Genomic DNA, 17543 nt, shown 5'->3' with positions numbered 1-17543 from the left:
CAATTATATTTTTTGGTCGATTGTCGAATAAGCCGTAAGGATGTAAGGCATTCTTACCACTTTTGAGATAATCGGTGTTGCGGGATATGCAACAATCGCGGCGCACAGGGACAAAGGGGTGGGTATGGACACGCTTCAAAATATGCGCGTATTCGCGCGCGTAGTGGAGTCGGGCAGTTTTACCGCGGCTGCGCAACACTTGAACACGACCACTGCATATGCCTCGCGCGCCGTGTCGGATCTGGAAGCGCATCTGCATACGCGGTTGCTGAACCGTACGACGCGGCGCATCGCGCTGACCGAGGCGGGCGAGCGCTACTTGCAGCGCTGCCAGCAAATTCTTGCTTATGTCGAACAGGCCGAAGCCGAAGCGAGCGACGCACACGCGCGCCCCTCGGGCAAGCTTCGATTGCATTCGATGGCGAGTTTCGGCACGCGCTACATCGTGCCCGCGGTCGGGCGCTATCAAGAGCGCTACCCCGACGTCTCCGTCGATTTGACGCTTGCGCAGCGATTTCCGGACCTGCTCGACGAAGGTTTCGACGTCTCGGTCGTGATCGGCTACGACCTTCCCGATTCCGGGCTCATCTCGCAGCGGCTCGGTAGCGTCTTCAGCATCGCCTGCGCATCGCCCTCCTATTTGGAGCGGCGCGGCGTGCCGCGCACGCCGGCCGATCTTGCCCATCATGCTTGCCTACGGATCGTGACGCCGGCGTCGGTATTCGATCGATGGAATTTCGACGGCCCGAAGGGCACGGAGACGATTACGGTCTCGGCGCCGACCTTTCAGGTGAACAGCGCGGATTCGATGGCCGTGGCCGTTCGCGAGGGAATGGGGGTCGCGGTCTTGCCGACCTACGCGGCGATGCGTTGGCTCGAAAGCGGCGAATTGGTCTGGATATTGCCCGAGTACACGTCGATGCCGCTCAATATCTACGCGCTGTATCCGTCCCGGCAATACCTCGACGCAAAAATCCGCACCTGGGTAGATTTTCTGCATGACGAATTGCCTGCGACGCTGGCGTTGGAGCAGGTGGCGTTGCGCAAATTCGCGCGCACTTAACCGCCGCGCGATACGGCTCGCGCGGGAAGCAGGCCGACGCGCAGCGTCGGCTTGCGTCAGTGGCGTACGACGCGACGTGTGGCGTCAGTGCTTCGTGCGGTGCCAGCCGAGCATGTGATGCTCGGACAGCCAGTGATGAATCATCCCTTCGCCGTTGTGCTCGCGCTTGTACGAGCGGGATTCGAAAATCGTCAGTGCAAGCAGCACGAGCAGTCCGACGGCTAGCCCGACCAGGCCGGCGATCGATTCAGCGTCCATGGCAGCCTCCTTTCGCGATTTCGTGAACTCGCGCACCTACATACTAGGACACGCTGCACGAAATGGGCGAATTGAGTGACCGGGGCGAGGGCAGTATCAGTCGCGCTCTTGCACGCACACCCAGGGCGAGACGACGACGGCCCAAAGGTTCGGATCGCGCGCCGCGAAATCGGCGGCCGTCTGAGCTTGCATGCGTTGCACGAGCCCGGCGCTGAGCCAACCGGTCACCTGAGCGGAATCGTCCTCGGCGATCGCCGTCGCCACCGTCACGAGATCCATATCGCGCGCGACGAGCAGCAGCATGCCGCGCGCAAAAAAGCGCTCGAGTTCGGGCCAGGCAATCTGCGCCGTTTCGGCGAGCAACTTGAGGTAAAGCGGGCTATGGCCGGTATCGGCGGGGCGCTCGGGGGACGTCATGGCGATGGCAGGGTTCATGCTCGGGGTCGTCACTATAAACCATGGAAGCCCACCCGCGGGTGCGTCGGCTCGCGCGCCGCGGCCCGTGGCAAAGGCACCGAGCGTTACAATCCCCGCGCGCTTTCGATTTCGTCCGATCACGAGGTAATCATGTCCGGCCCCGTCGCTGTTTCGAAATACGACCCGTTTGCCCGCCTGCTTCATTGGCTCGTTGTGCTCTTGCTTATCGCGCAGTACATCGTCGCTTGGACGATGCCCGGAATCCATCGCGGGACGCGCCCCGAGGGGTTGATCGTCGTCCACCTGGATCTGGGCGCGTTCATCATCGCCGTCATGATCGTGCGCGTGATATGGCGCATGGTGCGCAAGGAACCCGACGTCGTCGACGGCACGCCCTTCACGCGCGGCGTCGCCTATCTGACGCACGGTTTGCTCTATCTTCTGTTGATTGTCCAGCCGCTCATGGGATGGGCCAACGCATCCTCGCGCGGCTGGCAGGTTACGCTGTTCGGTATCGATTTGCCGGCATTGTCGCCGAAGGGCTCGACGATCGGCCATACGCTCGGCGACGCGCATCGAGTCTTCGCGTGGGTCATGCTCGTGGTGATCGGCCTGCACGTCGCTGCGGCGCTCTACCATCATTTCTTCTTGCGCGATCGCGTGCTGCGCCGGATGGCTTAACGTATGCCTCCCGGCGATCGCGTGTATGCCGGCGCGCGTCAGCCGAGCGCGCGCAGCTCCCGGCGCACGATCTTGCCCGTGGCCGTCATGGGCAAGCTCTCGACGAAGGCCACGGCCCGAGGATATTCATGCGCTGCCAGCCGGGTGCGTACATGTTCCTGAATATCGCGCACGAGGGCATCGCCGGCTTCGTATCCGGGGTTCAGGACGATGAACGCCTTGACGATTTCGGTACGCGTCGCGTCGGGCACGCCGATCACGGCGGCCATGCGCACGGCCGGATGCCCGAGCAGGCAGTCTTCGATCGGGCCCGGCCCGATCCGGTAGCCGGCACTCGTGATGACGTCGTCGTTACGTCCGACGAAGCGAATGAAGCCGTCCGCATCCATCACGCCGATATCGCCCGTGACGAGAAATTCGCCAGCGAATTTCTCGCGGGTAGCTTCGGGATTGCGCCAATAGCCGAGGAACATGACCGGATCGGGTGCATGGATGCCGATGTTGCCTTCGGTGCCGATCGGCAACACGTTGCCGGCGTCGTCGACGATTTCGACGCGATGCCCCGGCACGGCCTTGCCGATCGAACCGATGCGCGGCTCGAACAGCTCACTGCACGAGCTGACGACGACGTTGCATTCCGTCTGCCCGTAAAACTCGTTGAGCGTGACGCCGAGCGCGGCGCGGCCCCATTCGATCAACTCTTCGCCAAGCGATTCGCCACCGCTCGAGACGGCGACGAGCGACAGCGTATATCGCTCGCGCGGGCGCTCGACGGTACGCAGCAGTTTGAGCGCCGTCGGCGGCAGGAATGCGTGGGTGACCCGGTGGCGCGCCATCAACTCGAAGGCCGCTTCGGCATCGAACTTTTCGAACCTACGGGCCAGTACGGGGATACCGTGATGCCAAGCGGGCAGCAGCACGTCGAGCAGCCCGCCGATCCAAGCCCAGTCAGCCGGCGTCCACATGAGCCCGGCATGTTCCGGGAAAAACGCTTGCGGCATCTCGACGCCGGGCAGATGCCCGAGCAGCACGCGATGCGCGTGCAATGCGCCTTTCGGCTTCCCCGTGGTACCGGACGTATAGATGATGACGGCCGGGTCGTCGGCGCTCGTATCGAGCGGTTCGAGCACACGCGTTTCATGCTCGAGCGCGGACCAAAACGGCAGGACGCCCGCCGCTTGCAACGCCTGCTCGTCGCCGTCGATGCAATAGATCGTCTTCAACTGGGGCAGCGAATCGCGGATCTCGTCGATCTTCTTCAAGCCCGCGGTATCGGTGACGAGCGCGACGGCGCCGCTATTCGACAGGCGGTACTGCAAGGCCTCGACGCCGAACAGCGCGAACAGCGGTACGGCGATCGCCCCGAGCTTGTAGGCCGCCAGATGCGCGAGCGCCGTTTCGGGTGCCTGGGGCAGGAAGATGCCCACGCGCTCGCCGCGTGTCACGCCGTGGCGCGCGAAGCTATGCGCCAGTTGATTGGACAGAGCCTTGAGCTCGTCGAAGCTGTAGCGCAGTACCGTCCCGTCGCGCCGCTCATAGACGAGCGCCAGGCGGTGCGAGCCGTCGGCCCACTTATCGCAGACGTCGACGCCGATGTTGTAGCGTGCGGGGATCCGCCATGCAAAATCGGCGACGAGCGTTTCGTAGTGGTTGGTTCGGGTAAGCATGCCGTGTCTCCTTCTATCGTCTTATCTTCGGTCGACCCAACTAATTCGCCGATAAAAAAATCGACAAAAATGCAGAACAATTGCAAGTCGATCGATTATGTCAGCTGATTGGCAGTAAATCAGCCGACCAAAGGCAATTGCAATTTCGCTTGCTCATCCCCGTCGCTCGGCGCGTCCCGCTCGGCGCTCCGGGTTTTTACTAACGACGCGACGGCCAATTCGCGAGCGAAGCCCTATTTCTATGACATTATCTCTGCACTATGTGCCAATTACCGCTCTTTTCGCAATAAATCCATTGTGGATGTATTGCGAAATCGGTAAATTTGTAATCGGCGCATGGCGAACCGGTCCTTTGCCTCACTGCGCCGAACCCCCGTTGGCCCGGCTCGTCCGGGCCTCTTTTTTTCGGGGTGCGCCGCAACTTCGGCTTTACTTTAACGCGACGGCAGATAACGCGAAGGATCGATCGATCGTCCGCCGTAGCGCAATTCGAAGTGCAGCGCCACGCGGTCGTTATCGGTATCTCCCATCTCCGCGATCTTTTGGCCTTGGGTGACGCGTTCGCCTTCCTTCACGAACAGCGTTCGATTGTGCGCGTAGGCCGTCAAGAAATCGCCTTCGTGCTTGACGATCAGCAAGTTGCCGTAACCGCGCAAGCCGTTGCCCGCGTACACGACCGTGCCCGGCGCGGCGGCGACGATCGGCGTACCGGCCGCGTTGGCGATGTCGATACCCTTATAGGTGACGCCGTCGAAACCGTGGATGACCGTGCCCGTTGTGGGCCATACGAGCGAGATGCCGTTGGCGGGGGCGACGGTGGCGGGCGCGGCGCGCGATGCGGCGCCGGTACCGGAAGTGGCGGGAGCCGAGCTTGGGGCCGTGCGCATCGGTGCGCTCGCCGTGCGCGTAGCGCCGGGCGGAGCGACGCGCAGCACCTGACCCACTTCGATCGCATCGGGGTTCGATAGGTTGTTCCAGCGGACGATGCTTTGCACCGACTCGTGGTTGGCGCGCGCGATCTTAGTGACCGTGTCGCCACGCTCGACCCGATAGTACCCGGGCCCGACCGGCGCCGATCCGCATGCGGCCAGCACCGCCCCCAGCGGCACGCATGCGAGCCGCATCATTGTTTTGCGCAACATTGAACCTCGCTTGACGCTCTAAACGCGCCGCCGCGCCGAGAGGGCGGCGCGGCGGACAAAACGTCCGATTGTAACGGCGCTCAGCTTACGAATGTGCGTAAAACGGCGAATCGGACCTGCGACGACGGCGCGCCGGGCGCTTAGTCGAGCTCGGCCACGCGAATGACGAGCGTCGCCGATTCGACGCGGCCCGGTTCGAGCCAGCGTAGCCCGAGGCCGTTGTGGATCGCATCGGGTAGGCCCAGCCAAGGTTCGACGCAATAAAAATCGGAGTTGTCGGCTTCGGTCCACGTCGTAACCGCGTACCACGGCACCGAGCCTTCGCAGTCGAGGTCGATTTCGATGCGCCGGCGCAGCGCCGGGCAGTCGAGCCGCACGGGCGTGGCGGGGATGCCTTGCAGGCAATGGAAACGATCGTGGATGAGCCGATCGTCGAGCTTATAGCGAACGGCGCCGGCCTCGGGTGCGCCGATCGATCCGTCTTCGAGTTGCCGGCGGCGTTCCGTCGGCGGCAACTCGAGCGTCGTTTCGCCACGCAGCGTGTGCGGTAAGGCGAAGTAGAAGTGATGGCCGGCGTAGTAGGGCAGCGGGGCATCCCCGAGATTCGCCGTGCTGAGCGTCACCTCGAGCGTGTGGGTGTCGGCAAGCCGGTACGCGGCTTCGAAGCGGAAGGCGAACGGATATTGCGTGCGCGTGGTCTCCGTATCGGTCAGCGTCATGCGCACGCCGTGGCCGTCGGCATCCACTTCGCATGCGAACGGCAAGTCGCGCGCAAAGCCGTGCATCGGCAATGTGCGCACGACGCCTTGCGCGTCGCGCCACTCGCCGATGCGGCCATCGACACGATGCCGCCCGAGGAACGGGAAGAGCAACGGATTCCCCCCGCGCACGCGCGGCACGTTGCTCCAATCGGCCCCTTCCGGCCAATGAATGACGGTTTCGTCGCCGATGCGCCAGCTCAGTAGCCGCCCGCCCAATTGCGGTGCAAGCTGAAGGCGCGAAGCGCCGTGCGCGATGTCGACGAGGTCGGGCTGCAAGGAATCGGTCATGAGGGGCGGTATTCGGTGAGGTTCAAAGGGTGGCGGGATGCCCGTGCCTTCGCCGCGGGCGACATGCGATTGTGCCTCGGGTTCGCGTCCGGAAAAACCCTGCTGGGGAAATTGCCGCTTCCGGGCGGGCAGGCCCGAGCGCATAATGGCTTCGCCTGCGGATATTTTGTCTTTTTCAGCCGTGGCGCGACCCGTGCTCGACGCGGGCCGCCGCGTGCGCCGCCGCCGTCCGCTGAAGCGTCAACCGCAAAAACGTTCCGGAGCCATCATGGATCTCGCCATGGCAATGGGCCTTTCGCTGTTCGGCATCTTTGCCGGCAGCACGGTCTTTTTCTTCTACCGCCTCCCGCGCTGACCCGGCGCGAGTGCCCGAAGGCCGGGCGCGTGCCGCAAGCGAGTGCGTGTGTCGCCGCGCCGCGTTGTTTCGTCTCCACGGTTTAACGTTTGCTAATGCCTGCCGCGCGTCAGCTTGACATACGTCAAACTGACGCAGTAGGGGTTTGTCGTATCGTGGGAGGGTTTATCAAACCGTCCATCAACATGACCGAGAACCTGGCTACGGCTGGCGCGGATTATCACTTGTCCGAACGTGACGTGACGATCTCCCGCACTGATACGACGGGGCGCATCGTCTACGTCAACGAAGCATTCGTCAAGAGTAGCGGCTATACGCGCGAAGAGCTGACGGGACAAGCGCAGAACATCGTCCGCCATCCCGACATGCCGAGCGAAGTATTCCGCGATCTATGGAATACGATCGAGCACGATCAACCCTGGACCGGCCTCCTGAAGAACCGGCGCAAGAACGGCCAGGCGTATTGGGTCGTCGCCAACGTCACGCCGGTGTTCGAGAAGGGCAGCAAGGTCGGGTACATGGCCGTACGCACCAAGCCCACCGACGAACAAATCGAGCAGGCCGAGCATCTTTACGAGATGCTTAGTAATCCTAATGACCAGCGCGTGCGGCTGGCCGGGGGCGAAGTGGTGCGCACGGGCGTGCGCGGTGCGATCGATCGCGTCTTGGGCTTGCCGGTCGCGCTGCGTCTGTGGGGCGTGATGGCGCTGTTGATGACGCTCTTTGCGCTGCAATCGATCGCGACGACGTATTCGTTCGTGCCGGGCGTCTCCAGGCAGGCGCTTAGTGTGGCGCTGGGCATGTTCGGCATCGCCATGGCGGCCGTGACCGGCTTTTATTTAATGCGCGAAGTGCTGATGCCGCTCAAGGCGCTCAACGACAGCGCGCTGAACGTGCTGTGCGGCCATATTCGAGCGCTGTTTCCGGAGCGTGGCGATGCGCAGGCGCGGCGATTGGCGCGCATGCTCAATCAGATGAACGCGAAGCTCATCGGTATTTTGATCGACGCGAAAGTGTCGATCGATGTGATCGAGCGTGCGACGCAGGAATTCGTGAACGGCACGACCGATCTCGCGAACCGGACCGACGAGCAAGCGAGCGCGATCGAGCAGACGACGGCGAGCCTCGCCGAGATCACCGAAACGGCGGAGCGCAACGCGGTCGGCGCGGAGCGGGCGAACGCGACGGGCCATGAAACAGCCGAGTCGGCCGAAACCGCGGCGCGCGAGGTGCAAAAAACCGTGGAGGTCATGGCGCAGGTTCGCGATCATTCGCGCAAGATCGCCGAGATCACTTCGCTGATCGACGGCATCGCGTTTCAAACGAACATCATCGCGCTGAACGCTTCGGTCGAGGCGGCGCGGGCCGGGCAATACGGCCGCGGCTTCGCGGTCGTCGCAACCGAAGTGCGCAATCTCGCCCAGCGCGCGGCGGGGGCGGCTAGGGAAATCAAGGATCTCGTGGAGAGCTCGCTCGATACGGTGACGACGGCTACGCAAACGGCAAGCCGGGCCGGCGAAACGATGGGCACCGTCGAGCAGTTCGTCACGCGACTCACGACCACGTTGGACGAGATCGTGCTGGCGAGCCGCGGACAAAGCGCGCAGATCGCGCAAATCAACGAAGCCGTCGGGCAGGTCTCGGAGATCACGCAGCGCAACGCGGCGCTCGTCGAGCAATCGGCGGCGGCATCGATGGGACTGCGCCAGCAAACGCAATCGCTCGAGTCCGCGGTCAGCGTCTTTCACCTCGCGGGCGAGGCGGCTCACGCGTCTTAGACTGCATCGCGAACGGGCCGCACATGCCTTCGAAGGCCGCGTTCGTCGATTTCCTGCGCGAACCGCTTCAGGAAAGGAACATGCGATAAGCGCGGTTCTCGGTTTCCTCGCGATGTGGGTAGCCGAGCGACGAAAGAAAGCGCGCGAAAGCGTCGCGCTCGCCGGCCGGCACTTGCATGCCGACGAGAATCGAGCTTTGATCGGCGCCTTGGTTGCGATAGTGGAAGAGGCTGATATTCCAGTGCGGCGCCATCGAGTTCAGGAACTTCATTAGCGCGCCGGGCCGTTCGGGAAATTCGAAGCGAAACAGGCGCTCTTCGTGCGCCAGCGGCGAGCGGCCGCCGACCATATAGCGCACGTGCTGTTTGGCGAGTTCGTCGCCCGTTAGATCGACGGTCGGAAACCCGCCCGCCTCGAACGCGCCGGCGAGCTGCACCGATTCGCCGCGGTGCGCGATTTGCAGGCCGACGAACAGATGAGCGCGGTTCTCGTCGGCGATGCGATAGTTGAACTCGGTGACGTCCCGCTCGCCGACGAGCTCGCAAAAGCGCTTGAAGCTACCCTGCCGCTCGGGCAGGGTGACGGCGAACAGCGCCTCGCGCGCTTCGCCCACGTCGGCGCGTTCGGCGACGAAGCGCATCCGATCGAAATTCATATTGGCGCCGGAGGTGAGGGCGACGAGCGTTTCGCCGGCGACGCCCGTGCGCTGCGCGTACAGCTTCGCGCCCGCGACGGCCATCGCGCCGGCAGGCTCGAGCAAGCTGCGGGTGTCTTGAAAGACATCTTTGATCGCAGCGCACAGCGCATCGGTATCGACCGTGACGACCTCGTCGAGGTAGGCGCTGCACAGCCGGAAGGTTTCCTCGCCCACGAGTTTGACGGCGGTGCCGTCGGAGAACAGTCCCACCTCGTCGAGTTCGATGCGCCGCCCGGCAGCCAGCGATTGCGCCATGGCGCAAGAATCCTCGGTCTGCACGCCGACGATGCGTACGTCGGGCCGCACGGCCTTCATATAGGCAGCTACGCCCGCTGCGAGACTGCCTCCGCCGATCGGCACGAAGATCGCGTGGATCGGCCCTTGGTGTTGCCGTGCGATTTCCATCGCGACGGTACCTTGGCCGGCGATGACATAGGGATCGTCGAACGCCGGGATGAACGTGAGATCTTGCTGATGCTGGAGTTGTTTGGCGTAGGTGTAGGCCTCGCTATACGACTCGCCGACGAGCATCACTTCGACCGTCGGTCCGCCGTGAGCGCGAACGGCGTCGACTTTGATGCGCGGTGCCGTTTGCGGCACGACGATGATCGCGCGCACGCCGAGTTTGGCTGCCGATAGCGCGACCCCCTGCGCGTGATTGCCGGCCGAGGCCGTCACGACGCCGCGCTCCAGCGCCTCGCGCGAGAGGTGCGCCATCTTGTTGTAGGCCCCGCGCAGCTTGAACGAAAAGACGCTTTGTTGATCCTCGCGCTTGAGCAAGACGGTGTTGCCGAGCCGGGCGGATAGACGCGGCGCGTGTTGCAGGTCGGTCTGGCGTGCAACGTCGTAGACGCGGGCGGTCAGGATTTTCTGAAGATAGTCGGCCAACGTGTCGGGACGTTTGGGCGAATCGACGGCGCGCGGGGCGAGCGAGGTCTGCATGGGAGGCTCCTTGTTTCGCTAGGTATTGCAAGGAAGCCCATGAGGCGGAAATAAAAAACCCGCCTGTTGGGCGGGTTTTCGTGTCTGCTTTGCGCGCGCTAACCCACCATTCTTGGAATGGCGGGAATAATGATGACGATGAGCGGTTGGCGGCAGTTCATGCGGCTAAGGATGGCGCATCGGCGTGCGGCTGTCAATCTCCGCGCGCGGCGACCCCTTGCTCGTCGCTGCCGAGGGTCGCGGCTGGCCGAGCCTTCGGCGTGGCCTCGGTGTCGCTGACGATGAGCGGATAGACGACGGCCGCAACGATGGCGCCGATGGTCGGTGCCAGCCAGAACAGCCAAAGCTGATCGAGCGCGGCGCCGCCGGCGACGATCGCCGGGCCGGTCGAACGCGCCGCATTGACGGAGGTTCCGGTGACGGGAATCGTTATCAGATGGATCAACGTGAGGCACAAACCGATAATGAGCCCCGCGAAACCGGCCGGGGCGCGTTTGTCGGTCACGCCGAGCACGACGAATACGAAGAAGGCGGTCATCACCGCTTCGCATAGAAATGCGGCCTGCATCGAATAGTGGCCGGGCGAGCGATCGCCGAAACCGTTCGATGCGAAGCCGCTCGCGGCCGCATCGAAACCGGGTGCACCGCTGACGATGAATTTGAGGACGAAAGCCGCCGCGATCGCCCCGATCACTTGCGCCGCGACGTAGGGCACGACGTGTTTCGATTCGAATCGCCCCGCAACGGTCAGCCCGATCGTGACGGCCGGGTTCATGTGGCCGCCGGAGACCGGGCCGATGGCATAAATCATGGTCGCGACCGCGAGCCCGAATGCGAGCGAAACGCCAACCAAGCCGATGCCGCCGCTGTCGGCGGAGGCATGAAAATTCGCGGCGATGAGCGCACTGCCGCAGCCGCACAAGACCAGCCAGAAGGTGCCGATCAACTCGGCGACATAGCGTTGCAATGCCCGCATAGTTAGGACTCCGAATCAGGTGGATATAAAGGAACGAGACGATCCGACTTCGACGGCCCCGCGGTGCTTGAATCTTATTGGCCGCGACAAGGCCTCGATCAAAACTATTGTAAAGAGCTTAGTTCATGAAGCCGGCTCCGGCGCCGGCGGACGCTTTCGTATGCCGATCGATTCTTCGAATATGAGAATAAATCGATGGCTCCGATAAAACCCAAACCGAATACGACCTAAACGAAATTGCGTTCTTGATTTTGCTAAATGCGCTAAGAATAATGAGCCCGAAAACGCTTGTTGCGAGGCACGTATGTCGGATACGTTGCGCAAGGCCGCGCTCATCGAGGCATGGGGCGCAACGCTGCACTGGATGCGCAGGTGTATGCAATCGGTGCGGTCGCCGCGGCCATGGCGCATGCAATGGACGCCCCGTGTCGCGGCGTTAGCCGTTGTTGGCGCGCTCTTTTTCGCTTGGGCCTTTCTGCGGATCGTCCTGATCGTCGTCTTTCCTTATTCACCGCCGCGCTGAAACGAACGATCGGGGCGTTTCACGGTGCACTCGTCGAGCCCGCCTGCCGGATCCCGTGCTGGTTATGCGGAATAATATTGAGAATGATTCGCGTTTACGTTAAAGTTCCGGCCATTCGACCGACGACCGATGGAGGGAACCGATGTCAAACGCATGGGCTGAGGCGCACGTGAGCTGGCGGGGCGCCGCGGACGACGGCGATCGTCCGGGTGTCTGCGGGGCTTGCCCGGCGGCCGTGCGGTGCGGCGGGGCGCTGCTCGACGTGCTCGTCTCGCACCGCGCTTCGTTGATCCAATTCGCCCGCTCGTTCGTCGGCTGCATAAGCCGCGCGGAGGACGTCGTGCATGACGTCTTCATCAAGCTGACGGGATTTCGGAATCAAGAAGACATTCGTCAGCCGCTCGCATACGTCATGCGCATGGTGCGCAACGCCTCGATCGATGCCTGCCGCCGGCAGTCGCTTGAAAACGTTTGGTATGCCGGCGAGGAGGAGGGGCTCGACGTCGCCTCGCCCGAGCCTTCGCCCGAAGCGGCGCTGCTCACGCGCGACGCGCTGCGCAGTGCTTTCGATGCCCTCGCCGAGCTTCCCGAGCGTACGCGCTGCGCCTTCGAGCGCGTGCGCTTGCGGGAAGAGACGCTGCAAGAAACAGCGCGGGCGCTCGGCGTTTCGCAAACCCTGGTGCATTTCATGGTGCGCGATGCGGCGCGTCATTGCGCCGATTGCGTCGAAGGCAACGGCGATCGATCCATGCCGACTAAAAAAAGGCGCGCCTCGAACGTCAATCACCTAGGCACGCCGGCGTCGTGAACGGCTGCGCTCAACCCGAGCGAGGCGGCGTTTCGCTCGGTCTATCCCTCAACGTTTGCTCAGAACCTCGAAAGCCATGAATTCGTCCACTTCCGCGAACGACGACGACATCGAATACTCGGTGGTCGTCAACGATGAAGAGCAGTACTCGATTTGGCCGACGTTCCGCACCGTGCCGGCCGGCTGGCGCGAGATCGGCGTGCGCGGCCCTAAGGCCGCCTGCCTCGACCATATCGAAACCGTCTGGACCGACATGCGGCCCGCGAGCCTGCGCCGGCATATGGACGCGGCCCACCAAGACGCCTGAGCGTCGCGGCGTTCGACCTGATTCCTCTTGCGGAGAGCTTATGACAATACGCGTTGCGAGCGCCGAGGATTTGCGCATCGAGCCCGGCTTGCCGACTGTGATTTCGCCGCGCGAGCAGGGCGCGCTAACGCTCGACGAGGCGGCCGGCGCCTTGCGCGCCGCGATCGACGAGTGCCTCGAACGCGCGGGAGGCGTTCTGCTGACCGGCTTCGGGCCGCCTTCGGTCGATGGTTTTCAGCGCTTCGCGGCATCGTTCGGCGCGCCGCTCGTCGATTACGCCTTCGCGTCGACGCCGCGTAGCCGCGTGGAAGGGGCCGTCTATACGTCGACCGAATACCCGGCGCATCGCGCCATCCCCCTGCACAACGAGCAGTCTTACACGCGCGAGTGGCCCCTGCGCATTTGGTTTCATTGCGTCACGGCGGCGCAAGCGGGCGGGCAGACTCCGATCGCCGATAGCCGCGCCATCGTGCGCGCGCTCGATCCGGCGCTCGTCGAACGGTTCGCCCGGCGCGAGCTGCTGTACGTACGCAATTTCGGGCAAGGCGTCGATCTGCCTTGGCAGCGTGCATTCGGCACCGACGATCGCGGTAGCGTGCAGCGCCAGTGCGATCAGCGCGGGATCGAGTGCGAATGGCGCGAGGATACCGATGGCGAATGGCTCTTGCGTACGCGCGAACGATGCCAAGCCGTGGCCGTTCATCCGAATACGGGCGAACTGATCTGGTTCAATCAGGCGCACCTGTTCCATCTGTCGGCGCTCGATGCGCCCGTTCAGGAGGCGTTGATCGAGACGGTGGGCATCGAGAACGTGCCGCGCAACGTCTTTTACGGCGACGGTACGCCACTCGAGGCCGAAGCGCTTGCGCAGATTCGCGCCGTAATGGACGAGCGGCAAATCGTATTTCCTTGGGCCGAAGGCGATGTCCTGATGCTCGACAACATGCTGTGCGCGCATGCGCGCGCGCCGTTCTCCGGGCCGCGCAAGGTCGTCGTCGCCATGGCGCGCAATCATCGCGCGAGCGAGACCGAGCGCGCCGCCGCGGCGCAAGCGGTCCGCGCGCTCGCCGAGGCGCGCGCCATCCCGGCTGCGGCCGGCGCAGGCCGATGACGCGCGCGGCCATCTCGGCACGCGCGCTTAGCGCGGGCTATGGCGGCCGGGTCGTCTTCGACGGACTCGACGTCGAACTGCCCGCGCATCGGGTGACGGCGTTGTGCGGTCCCAACGGCTGCGGCAAGAGCACGTTGCTGCGCACGCTCGCCGGTTTGCAGGGTGAGCTCGGCGGCCGCATCGAGGTGGCCGGCAGGCCGCTCGCATCGTATCGGCGCCGCGATCTTGCGCGTACGCTCACGATGCTCTCTCAGTTCAACGAAGTACCGGTGGGATTGTCGGTGCGCGAGCTCGTGGCCTACGGCCGATTCGCGCACGGCAAGTGGTTGCGTGGGCCCACGAAAGACGATCGCAAGGCCGTGGACGAAGCGTTGGACGCGACCGGCCTTGGCAAGTACGCGGCGCGCGATCTCGCCGCGCTGTCGGGCGGCGAGCGGCAACGCGCTTGGATCGCGATGGCGCTCGCGCAGGGCGCGCCGATCGTCTTGCTCGACGAACCCACGACCTACCTCGATATCCGGCATCAGCTAGAGGTACTCGGTCAATTGCGGCGGCTCAATCGCGAGCGCGGTCTGACGCTCGTTTGGGTGCTGCACGATTTGAATCAAGCCGCCGCGTTCAGCGACGAAATCGTCCTCATGCGCGAAGGCCGCATCGTCGCGCAGGGCACGCCCGACGAGATCATGAAGCCGATCCATCTCGAAGCGGCGTTCGACGTGCCGATGTTGCGCCTCGCACACCCGCAAACGGGCGTGCCGTTCTGCGTACCGGCGCTAGCAGGCGATCGGGCGGCGGGCGCCGAGGTGGCTGCATGAACGCGCGCTTGCCCAGTGGCATGCTCGGCGGCGGTGCCGCGGCGAGAAGCGAGAGCGGTGCGCGCCGCGTGTCGGTGCCGGCTGCTTTGGTCGCGATTGTCGCGATCGTCGCGATCGTCGATATGGTTCGGCTTGCCCCCGATCTCGCACGGTACTGGCACGCGAGCGTTGGATCGCATGCGTCCGGCTCCGCTCATAGCGATGCGCTCGCGCTCGCGCGCGTGATGCTGTTCGAACTGCACGGTCCGCGCGTGTTGGCGGCATTCGCCGCGGGGGCGTCGTTCGGCGCGGCCGGCGCGGTCTTTCAAGCCCTCGCCCGCAACGCGCTCGCATCACCGGATGTGCTGGGCGTGACGGGCGGGGCACAGCTCGGACTGTTGCTCGTCATGCTCTGGCCGGCCCTCTCGGGTGTCGCGACGCCTGTCGTGCTGCTCTGCTCGGGACTCGTCGCGGCGGGTGCCGTGGCGGCTGCCGCGGGCGGCTGGCGCGCTACGCCGCTGCGGCTCTTGTTGGCCGGCAGTGTCTGCGCGTTGCTGTTTTCGGCAATCACGACGCTTGTGCTGGCTTGGTCGGAGCAAAGCATCGCGGGCCTCGTCCTGTGGTCGAACGGAAGTCTTTATCAACCCGGCGCGCAAGGGCTCGTATACGCGCTCGTTTGGCTTGCGCCGCCGCTCGCTTTGATGCCGTTGCTTGCCCGTTCGCTCAATGTTTTATCGCTCGGTGAACAGACGGCCACGATGCTCGGCGTACGCGTCGATGCGGTGCGATTCGGCGCGCTCGTCGCGGCGGCGGGTTTCACGAGCGTGGCCGTCGCCATCGCGGGGCCGATGTCCTACGTCGGTCTCGTCGCACCCAATCTCGTTCGGCGCTGGCCGGGCCTGCGCGCCGTTCGTATCGGTCCGCTGGCCCTATGCTCGGCGCTCGTCGGCGGGCTCGTCGTCTCGGTCACCGACGCAGCCGTATTCGCATTCGATCTGGACGGCACGCTTTCGACGGGCGTCGCCGTCGCGCTCGTCGGTGCGCCCCTCATGCTCGCTTTGATCCTGCGCGGCGGCGAAAGCTGGTCGGCACGCGCGGGCGGGGTAGCCGGCGCGGCGTTGCGCGCGCCCGCTTTCATCGAGCGCTGGTCGCGGCGCGTGCCGGCGCTGCGCTGGCCGCTCACGTCGTTCGGGCTCCTGGCGCTCGCCATGGCCGCGCTCGCGGCAGCTGGGGCAATAGGGCCCGTCGTCGTGAATCCGGCACGTGCGTGGGCCGGTTTCGCCGGCCATGATGAATTCGCGCGCGCGCTGCTCGTGCTCCGGATGCCGCGTGCCGCATGTGCGCTGCTTGCGGGCGCACTGCTGGCGGCTAGCGGGGTGCTCATGCAAAGCGTCGTGCGCAATCCGCTCGCGGGGCCGGAAGTGCTCGGCGTGACGCAGGGCGCCTCGCTTGCCGTGCTCATCGCGATGGCGGCCGATGAGCGCGTCGGACATGTCGGTACGCTGGCGGCTTCGCTGACGGGGGCGATGGCGACGCTTATGTTGGTGCTCGCGCTCAATCGACGTACGCGTTACGCGCCGCTCCCGGTCGCGTTGTCGGGGCTCGTGCTCGGCACGCTCGCGACGACGCTCGCGCAATGGCTGATCGCCCAAACGAGCATGCAACCGGCGCGCTTCGTCGTCTGGCTCGTCGGCGGTACTTACGGGCGCGGGCTCGACGATGCCCTCGCATTGTTGCCGTGGGGCGTGGCGGCAGTCGTGCTCGCCGGTCTGCTGGCGCGGCCACTCGATCTGCTCGCGCTCGGCGACGAGCAAGCGGCGGCGCTCGGCGTGCCCACTTCGTGGGTCCGTCTGGGCGCGCTCGTCGTTGCAACGCTTCTCGCGAGCGCGGCAGTGGCGGCCGTCGGCCCCATCGGTTTCGTGGGGTTGATGGCGCCGCATGCGGCTTCGCTACTCGGCGCCCGCACGCACCGTGCGCGGCTCCTGCTCGCCGTCGCATTCGGCGCACTGATTACCGTGGCGGCCGATATCGGCGCGCGTATGCTCCTCTCGCCGCGCGAGATTCCGGCCGGCGCATTGACGGCGATGATCGGCGCCCCCTATCTGCTGGCCTTGCTAGTCGTTCAAGCGCGGCGCCAGCGCGCGGGGGCCGGTTGATGAAGGCCGCACCGTGCCAGCCCTTCGCGGCGCTCGTCGAAGGTTCGCCGCTGACGCGATTGCTCGGGCACGTGTGGCTCGGCATGCCGGATACGGCACCGCGTCGCGATGATGCGTTCGATGCCGATCTCGTCTATGTGAAAGTCGATGAACTGGCCGGCCAGGGCGATCGGCTGCTCGATGCGATGGCCGAGCGATACGCCGGCGATGCGGCGCACCACGGGCGCGCCTTGCTGTCGCAGTGGAGCAAATTCTATTTTCGTTTGGCGGCGCCGGCGGCGATCGCGGCCGCGGTGACGCTGCGACGCCCGCTCGAGATGCCGGCCGATCGATGCACGGTCGCACTGGCGGACGGCATGCCGGTCGCGCTGTACCTGCCGAGCGATGCGCTATCGGCCATGACGAACGAGCCTGCGCCGCGCTACCGCTCGTTCGTGCATGCGCACCTGCGCGTCGTCGTCGATATCCTCGCCGAGCTCGCCCATATCGCGCCCCGCGTGCTTTGGGGCAACGTGGGAAATCTGATCGATGCGTTGCTCGACGCGTATTGCGACGATGCGGACGGCGAGCAAGCGTCGCGCGATGCCGCTTGGATCTTCGGTTCGCCCTGCCTCGTCGAGGATGAGCGCAATCCGCTGCGTGAGAGCGTGCGTCCGATGACGCCCCGATCGGCGCTACTGCCTACGCCGTTTCGCGCACGCCGCGTTTGCTGCCTGCGCTATGAGATTCCCGGAGAACGACAACTGTGCGCGAGCTGCCCATTGCTGCTGACGATGAACGACGAACAGATCGCCGAACAGACGGCGATCGATTGAAGCC

The 17543-nt window shown here is 64.7% G+C and carries 18 protein-coding genes; 11 read left to right on the top strand and 7 right to left on the bottom strand.

All coding sequences use genetic code 11. From position 1 onward, the window contains the following. Positions 1-124 precede the first annotated feature (124 nt). Positions 125-1063: a LysR family transcriptional regulator gene (locus tag AB1286_RS04235; protein WP_430362085.1), complete on the top strand. Its 939-nt coding sequence runs from the start codon at positions 125-127 to the stop codon at positions 1061-1063. A gap of 84 nt (positions 1064-1147) precedes the next feature. Here the strand turns inward: AB1286_RS04235 and AB1286_RS04230 are convergent, their stop codons facing one another. Then, positions 1148-1321: a hypothetical protein gene (locus AB1286_RS04230; protein ID WP_430362084.1), complete on the bottom strand. Its 174-nt coding sequence runs from the start codon at positions 1319-1321 to the stop codon at positions 1148-1150. 96 nt (positions 1322-1417) lie between these two features. Continuing rightward, positions 1418-1756: a DUF2288 domain-containing protein gene (locus AB1286_RS04225; protein ID WP_430362083.1), complete on the bottom strand. Its 339-nt coding sequence runs from the start codon at positions 1754-1756 to the stop codon at positions 1418-1420. A 132-nt stretch (positions 1757-1888) separates the two neighbouring features. On the opposite strand from AB1286_RS04225, the gene AB1286_RS04220 reads away from it, so the two are divergent. Beyond that, positions 1889-2419: a cytochrome b gene (locus tag AB1286_RS04220; protein WP_430362082.1), complete on the top strand. Its 531-nt coding sequence runs from the start codon at positions 1889-1891 to the stop codon at positions 2417-2419. A 38-nt stretch (positions 2420-2457) separates the two neighbouring features. Here AB1286_RS04220 and AB1286_RS04215 read toward each other — a convergent pair whose 3' ends face one another. The 3 genes from AB1286_RS04215 to AB1286_RS04205 form a co-directional block, all read right to left on the bottom strand. Beyond that, entirely contained in the window at positions 2458-4086 is a 1629-nt protein-coding gene (locus AB1286_RS04215; protein WP_430362081.1) for an acyl-CoA synthetase, read from the bottom strand. Between the two features lie 434 nt (positions 4087-4520). After that, a complete protein-coding gene (locus AB1286_RS04210; protein WP_430362080.1) occupies positions 4521-5228 on the bottom strand; it encodes a peptidoglycan DD-metalloendopeptidase family protein in 708 nt (235 codons plus the stop codon). Positions 5229-5368: 140 nt separating this feature from the next. Further along, positions 5369-6277: an aldose epimerase gene (locus AB1286_RS04205; RefSeq protein ID WP_430362079.1), complete on the bottom strand. Its 909-nt coding sequence runs from the start codon at positions 6275-6277 to the stop codon at positions 5369-5371. A 145-nt stretch (positions 6278-6422) separates the two neighbouring features. On the opposite strand from AB1286_RS04205, the gene AB1286_RS04200 reads away from it, so the two are divergent. Next, entirely contained in the window at positions 6423-6632 is a 210-nt protein-coding gene (locus AB1286_RS04200; protein ID WP_430362078.1) for a hypothetical protein, read from the top strand. 185 nt (positions 6633-6817) lie between these two features. Next, entirely contained in the window at positions 6818-8410 is a 1593-nt protein-coding gene (locus AB1286_RS04195) for a methyl-accepting chemotaxis protein (protein ID WP_430362077.1), read from the top strand. 67 nt (positions 8411-8477) lie between these two features. On the opposite strand, the gene ilvA is transcribed toward AB1286_RS04195, so the two are convergent. Continuing rightward, the gene (gene ilvA, locus AB1286_RS04190) at positions 8478-10049 is read right to left on the bottom strand and encodes a threonine ammonia-lyase, biosynthetic (protein ID WP_430362076.1); all 1572 of its coding nucleotides are present in this window, start codon (positions 10047-10049) and stop codon (positions 8478-8480) included. A gap of 193 nt (positions 10050-10242) precedes the next feature. Then, positions 10243-11025: an aquaporin Z gene (aqpZ, locus tag AB1286_RS04185; RefSeq protein WP_430362075.1), complete on the bottom strand. Its 783-nt coding sequence runs from the start codon at positions 11023-11025 to the stop codon at positions 10243-10245. 304 nt (positions 11026-11329) lie between these two features. Here aqpZ and AB1286_RS04180 point away from each other — a divergent pair, with 304 nt between their 5' ends. From AB1286_RS04180 to fhuF, 7 genes are all read left to right on the top strand, one after another. Further along, positions 11330-11548 (top strand): hypothetical protein, encoded by a 219-nt coding sequence (locus AB1286_RS04180; protein WP_430362074.1) that lies wholly within the window; start codon positions 11330-11332, stop codon positions 11546-11548. 142 nt (positions 11549-11690) lie between these two features. Then, positions 11691-12356 carry an RNA polymerase factor sigma-70 gene (locus tag AB1286_RS04175; RefSeq protein WP_430362073.1) on the top strand — a complete coding sequence of 222 codons (666 nt, stop codon included), beginning with the start codon at positions 11691-11693 and terminating at the stop codon, positions 12354-12356. A 76-nt stretch (positions 12357-12432) separates the two neighbouring features. Then, entirely contained in the window at positions 12433-12663 is a 231-nt protein-coding gene (locus AB1286_RS04170; RefSeq protein ID WP_430362072.1) for an MbtH family protein, read from the top strand. A 40-nt stretch (positions 12664-12703) separates the two neighbouring features. Beyond that, positions 12704-13774 carry a TauD/TfdA family dioxygenase gene (locus tag AB1286_RS04165; RefSeq protein ID WP_430362071.1) on the top strand — a complete coding sequence of 357 codons (1071 nt, stop codon included), beginning with the start codon at positions 12704-12706 and terminating at the stop codon, positions 13772-13774. Further along, complete coding sequence (locus AB1286_RS04160) at positions 13771-14589, top strand: ABC transporter ATP-binding protein (RefSeq protein WP_430362070.1); 819 nt, start codon at positions 13771-13773, stop codon at positions 14587-14589. Before AB1286_RS04165 ends, AB1286_RS04160 begins: the two co-directional genes overlap by 4 nt. Continuing rightward, positions 14586-16724: an iron ABC transporter permease gene (locus AB1286_RS04155; RefSeq protein ID WP_430362069.1), complete on the top strand. Its 2139-nt coding sequence runs from the start codon at positions 14586-14588 to the stop codon at positions 16722-16724. The genes AB1286_RS04160 and AB1286_RS04155 overlap by 4 nt, the downstream gene beginning before the upstream one ends. Continuing rightward, positions 16724-17539 (top strand): siderophore-iron reductase FhuF, encoded by an 816-nt coding sequence (gene fhuF, locus AB1286_RS04150; RefSeq protein WP_430362068.1) that lies wholly within the window; start codon positions 16724-16726, stop codon positions 17537-17539. Before AB1286_RS04155 ends, fhuF begins: the two co-directional genes overlap by 1 nt. Positions 17540-17543 lie beyond the last annotated feature (4 nt).

It is taken from the genome of Trinickia sp. NRRL B-1857 (assembly GCF_050470685.1).
GTDB lineage: Bacteria > Pseudomonadota > Gammaproteobacteria > Burkholderiales > Burkholderiaceae > Trinickia.
Note: the sequence above shows the minus strand (reverse complement) of the source record. Positions and strands in the feature narration are given on the sequence as shown.

What these genes read in the sequence shown, in the direction of transcription:
- AB1286_RS04235 (WP_430362085.1), top strand. Translation starts at nt 125, where the DNA reads ATGGACACGCTTCAAAATATGCGCGTATTCGCGCGCGTAGTGGAGTCG.
- AB1286_RS04230 (WP_430362084.1), bottom strand. Translation starts at nt 1,321, where the DNA reads ATGGACGCTGAATCGATCGCCGGCCTGGTCGGGCTAGCCGTCGGACTG.
- AB1286_RS04225 (WP_430362083.1), bottom strand. Translation starts at nt 1,756, where the DNA reads ATGAACCCTGCCATCGCCATGACGTCCCCCGAGCGCCCCGCCGATACC.
- AB1286_RS04220 (WP_430362082.1), top strand. Translation starts at nt 1,889, where the DNA reads ATGTCCGGCCCCGTCGCTGTTTCGAAATACGACCCGTTTGCCCGCCTG.
- AB1286_RS04215 (WP_430362081.1), bottom strand. Translation starts at nt 4,086, where the DNA reads ATGCTTACCCGAACCAACCACTACGAAACGCTCGTCGCCGATTTTGCA.
- AB1286_RS04210 (WP_430362080.1), bottom strand. Translation starts at nt 5,228, where the DNA reads ATGTTGCGCAAAACAATGATGCGGCTCGCATGCGTGCCGCTGGGGGCG.
- AB1286_RS04205 (WP_430362079.1), bottom strand. Translation starts at nt 6,277, where the DNA reads ATGACCGATTCCTTGCAGCCCGACCTCGTCGACATCGCGCACGGCGCT.
- AB1286_RS04200 (WP_430362078.1), top strand. Translation starts at nt 6,423, where the DNA reads ATGGCTTCGCCTGCGGATATTTTGTCTTTTTCAGCCGTGGCGCGACCC.
- AB1286_RS04195 (WP_430362077.1), top strand. Translation starts at nt 6,818, where the DNA reads ATGACCGAGAACCTGGCTACGGCTGGCGCGGATTATCACTTGTCCGAA.
- ilvA (WP_430362076.1), bottom strand. Translation starts at nt 10,049, where the DNA reads ATGCAGACCTCGCTCGCCCCGCGCGCCGTCGATTCGCCCAAACGTCCC.
- aqpZ (WP_430362075.1), bottom strand. Translation starts at nt 11,025, where the DNA reads ATGCGGGCATTGCAACGCTATGTCGCCGAGTTGATCGGCACCTTCTGG.
- AB1286_RS04180 (WP_430362074.1), top strand. Translation starts at nt 11,330, where the DNA reads ATGTCGGATACGTTGCGCAAGGCCGCGCTCATCGAGGCATGGGGCGCA.
- AB1286_RS04175 (WP_430362073.1), top strand. Translation starts at nt 11,691, where the DNA reads ATGTCAAACGCATGGGCTGAGGCGCACGTGAGCTGGCGGGGCGCCGCG.
- AB1286_RS04170 (WP_430362072.1), top strand. Translation starts at nt 12,433, where the DNA reads ATGAATTCGTCCACTTCCGCGAACGACGACGACATCGAATACTCGGTG.
- AB1286_RS04165 (WP_430362071.1), top strand. Translation starts at nt 12,704, where the DNA reads ATGACAATACGCGTTGCGAGCGCCGAGGATTTGCGCATCGAGCCCGGC.
- AB1286_RS04160 (WP_430362070.1), top strand. Translation starts at nt 13,771, where the DNA reads ATGACGCGCGCGGCCATCTCGGCACGCGCGCTTAGCGCGGGCTATGGC.
- AB1286_RS04155 (WP_430362069.1), top strand. Translation starts at nt 14,586, where the DNA reads ATGAACGCGCGCTTGCCCAGTGGCATGCTCGGCGGCGGTGCCGCGGCG.
- fhuF (WP_430362068.1), top strand. Translation starts at nt 16,724, where the DNA reads ATGAAGGCCGCACCGTGCCAGCCCTTCGCGGCGCTCGTCGAAGGTTCG.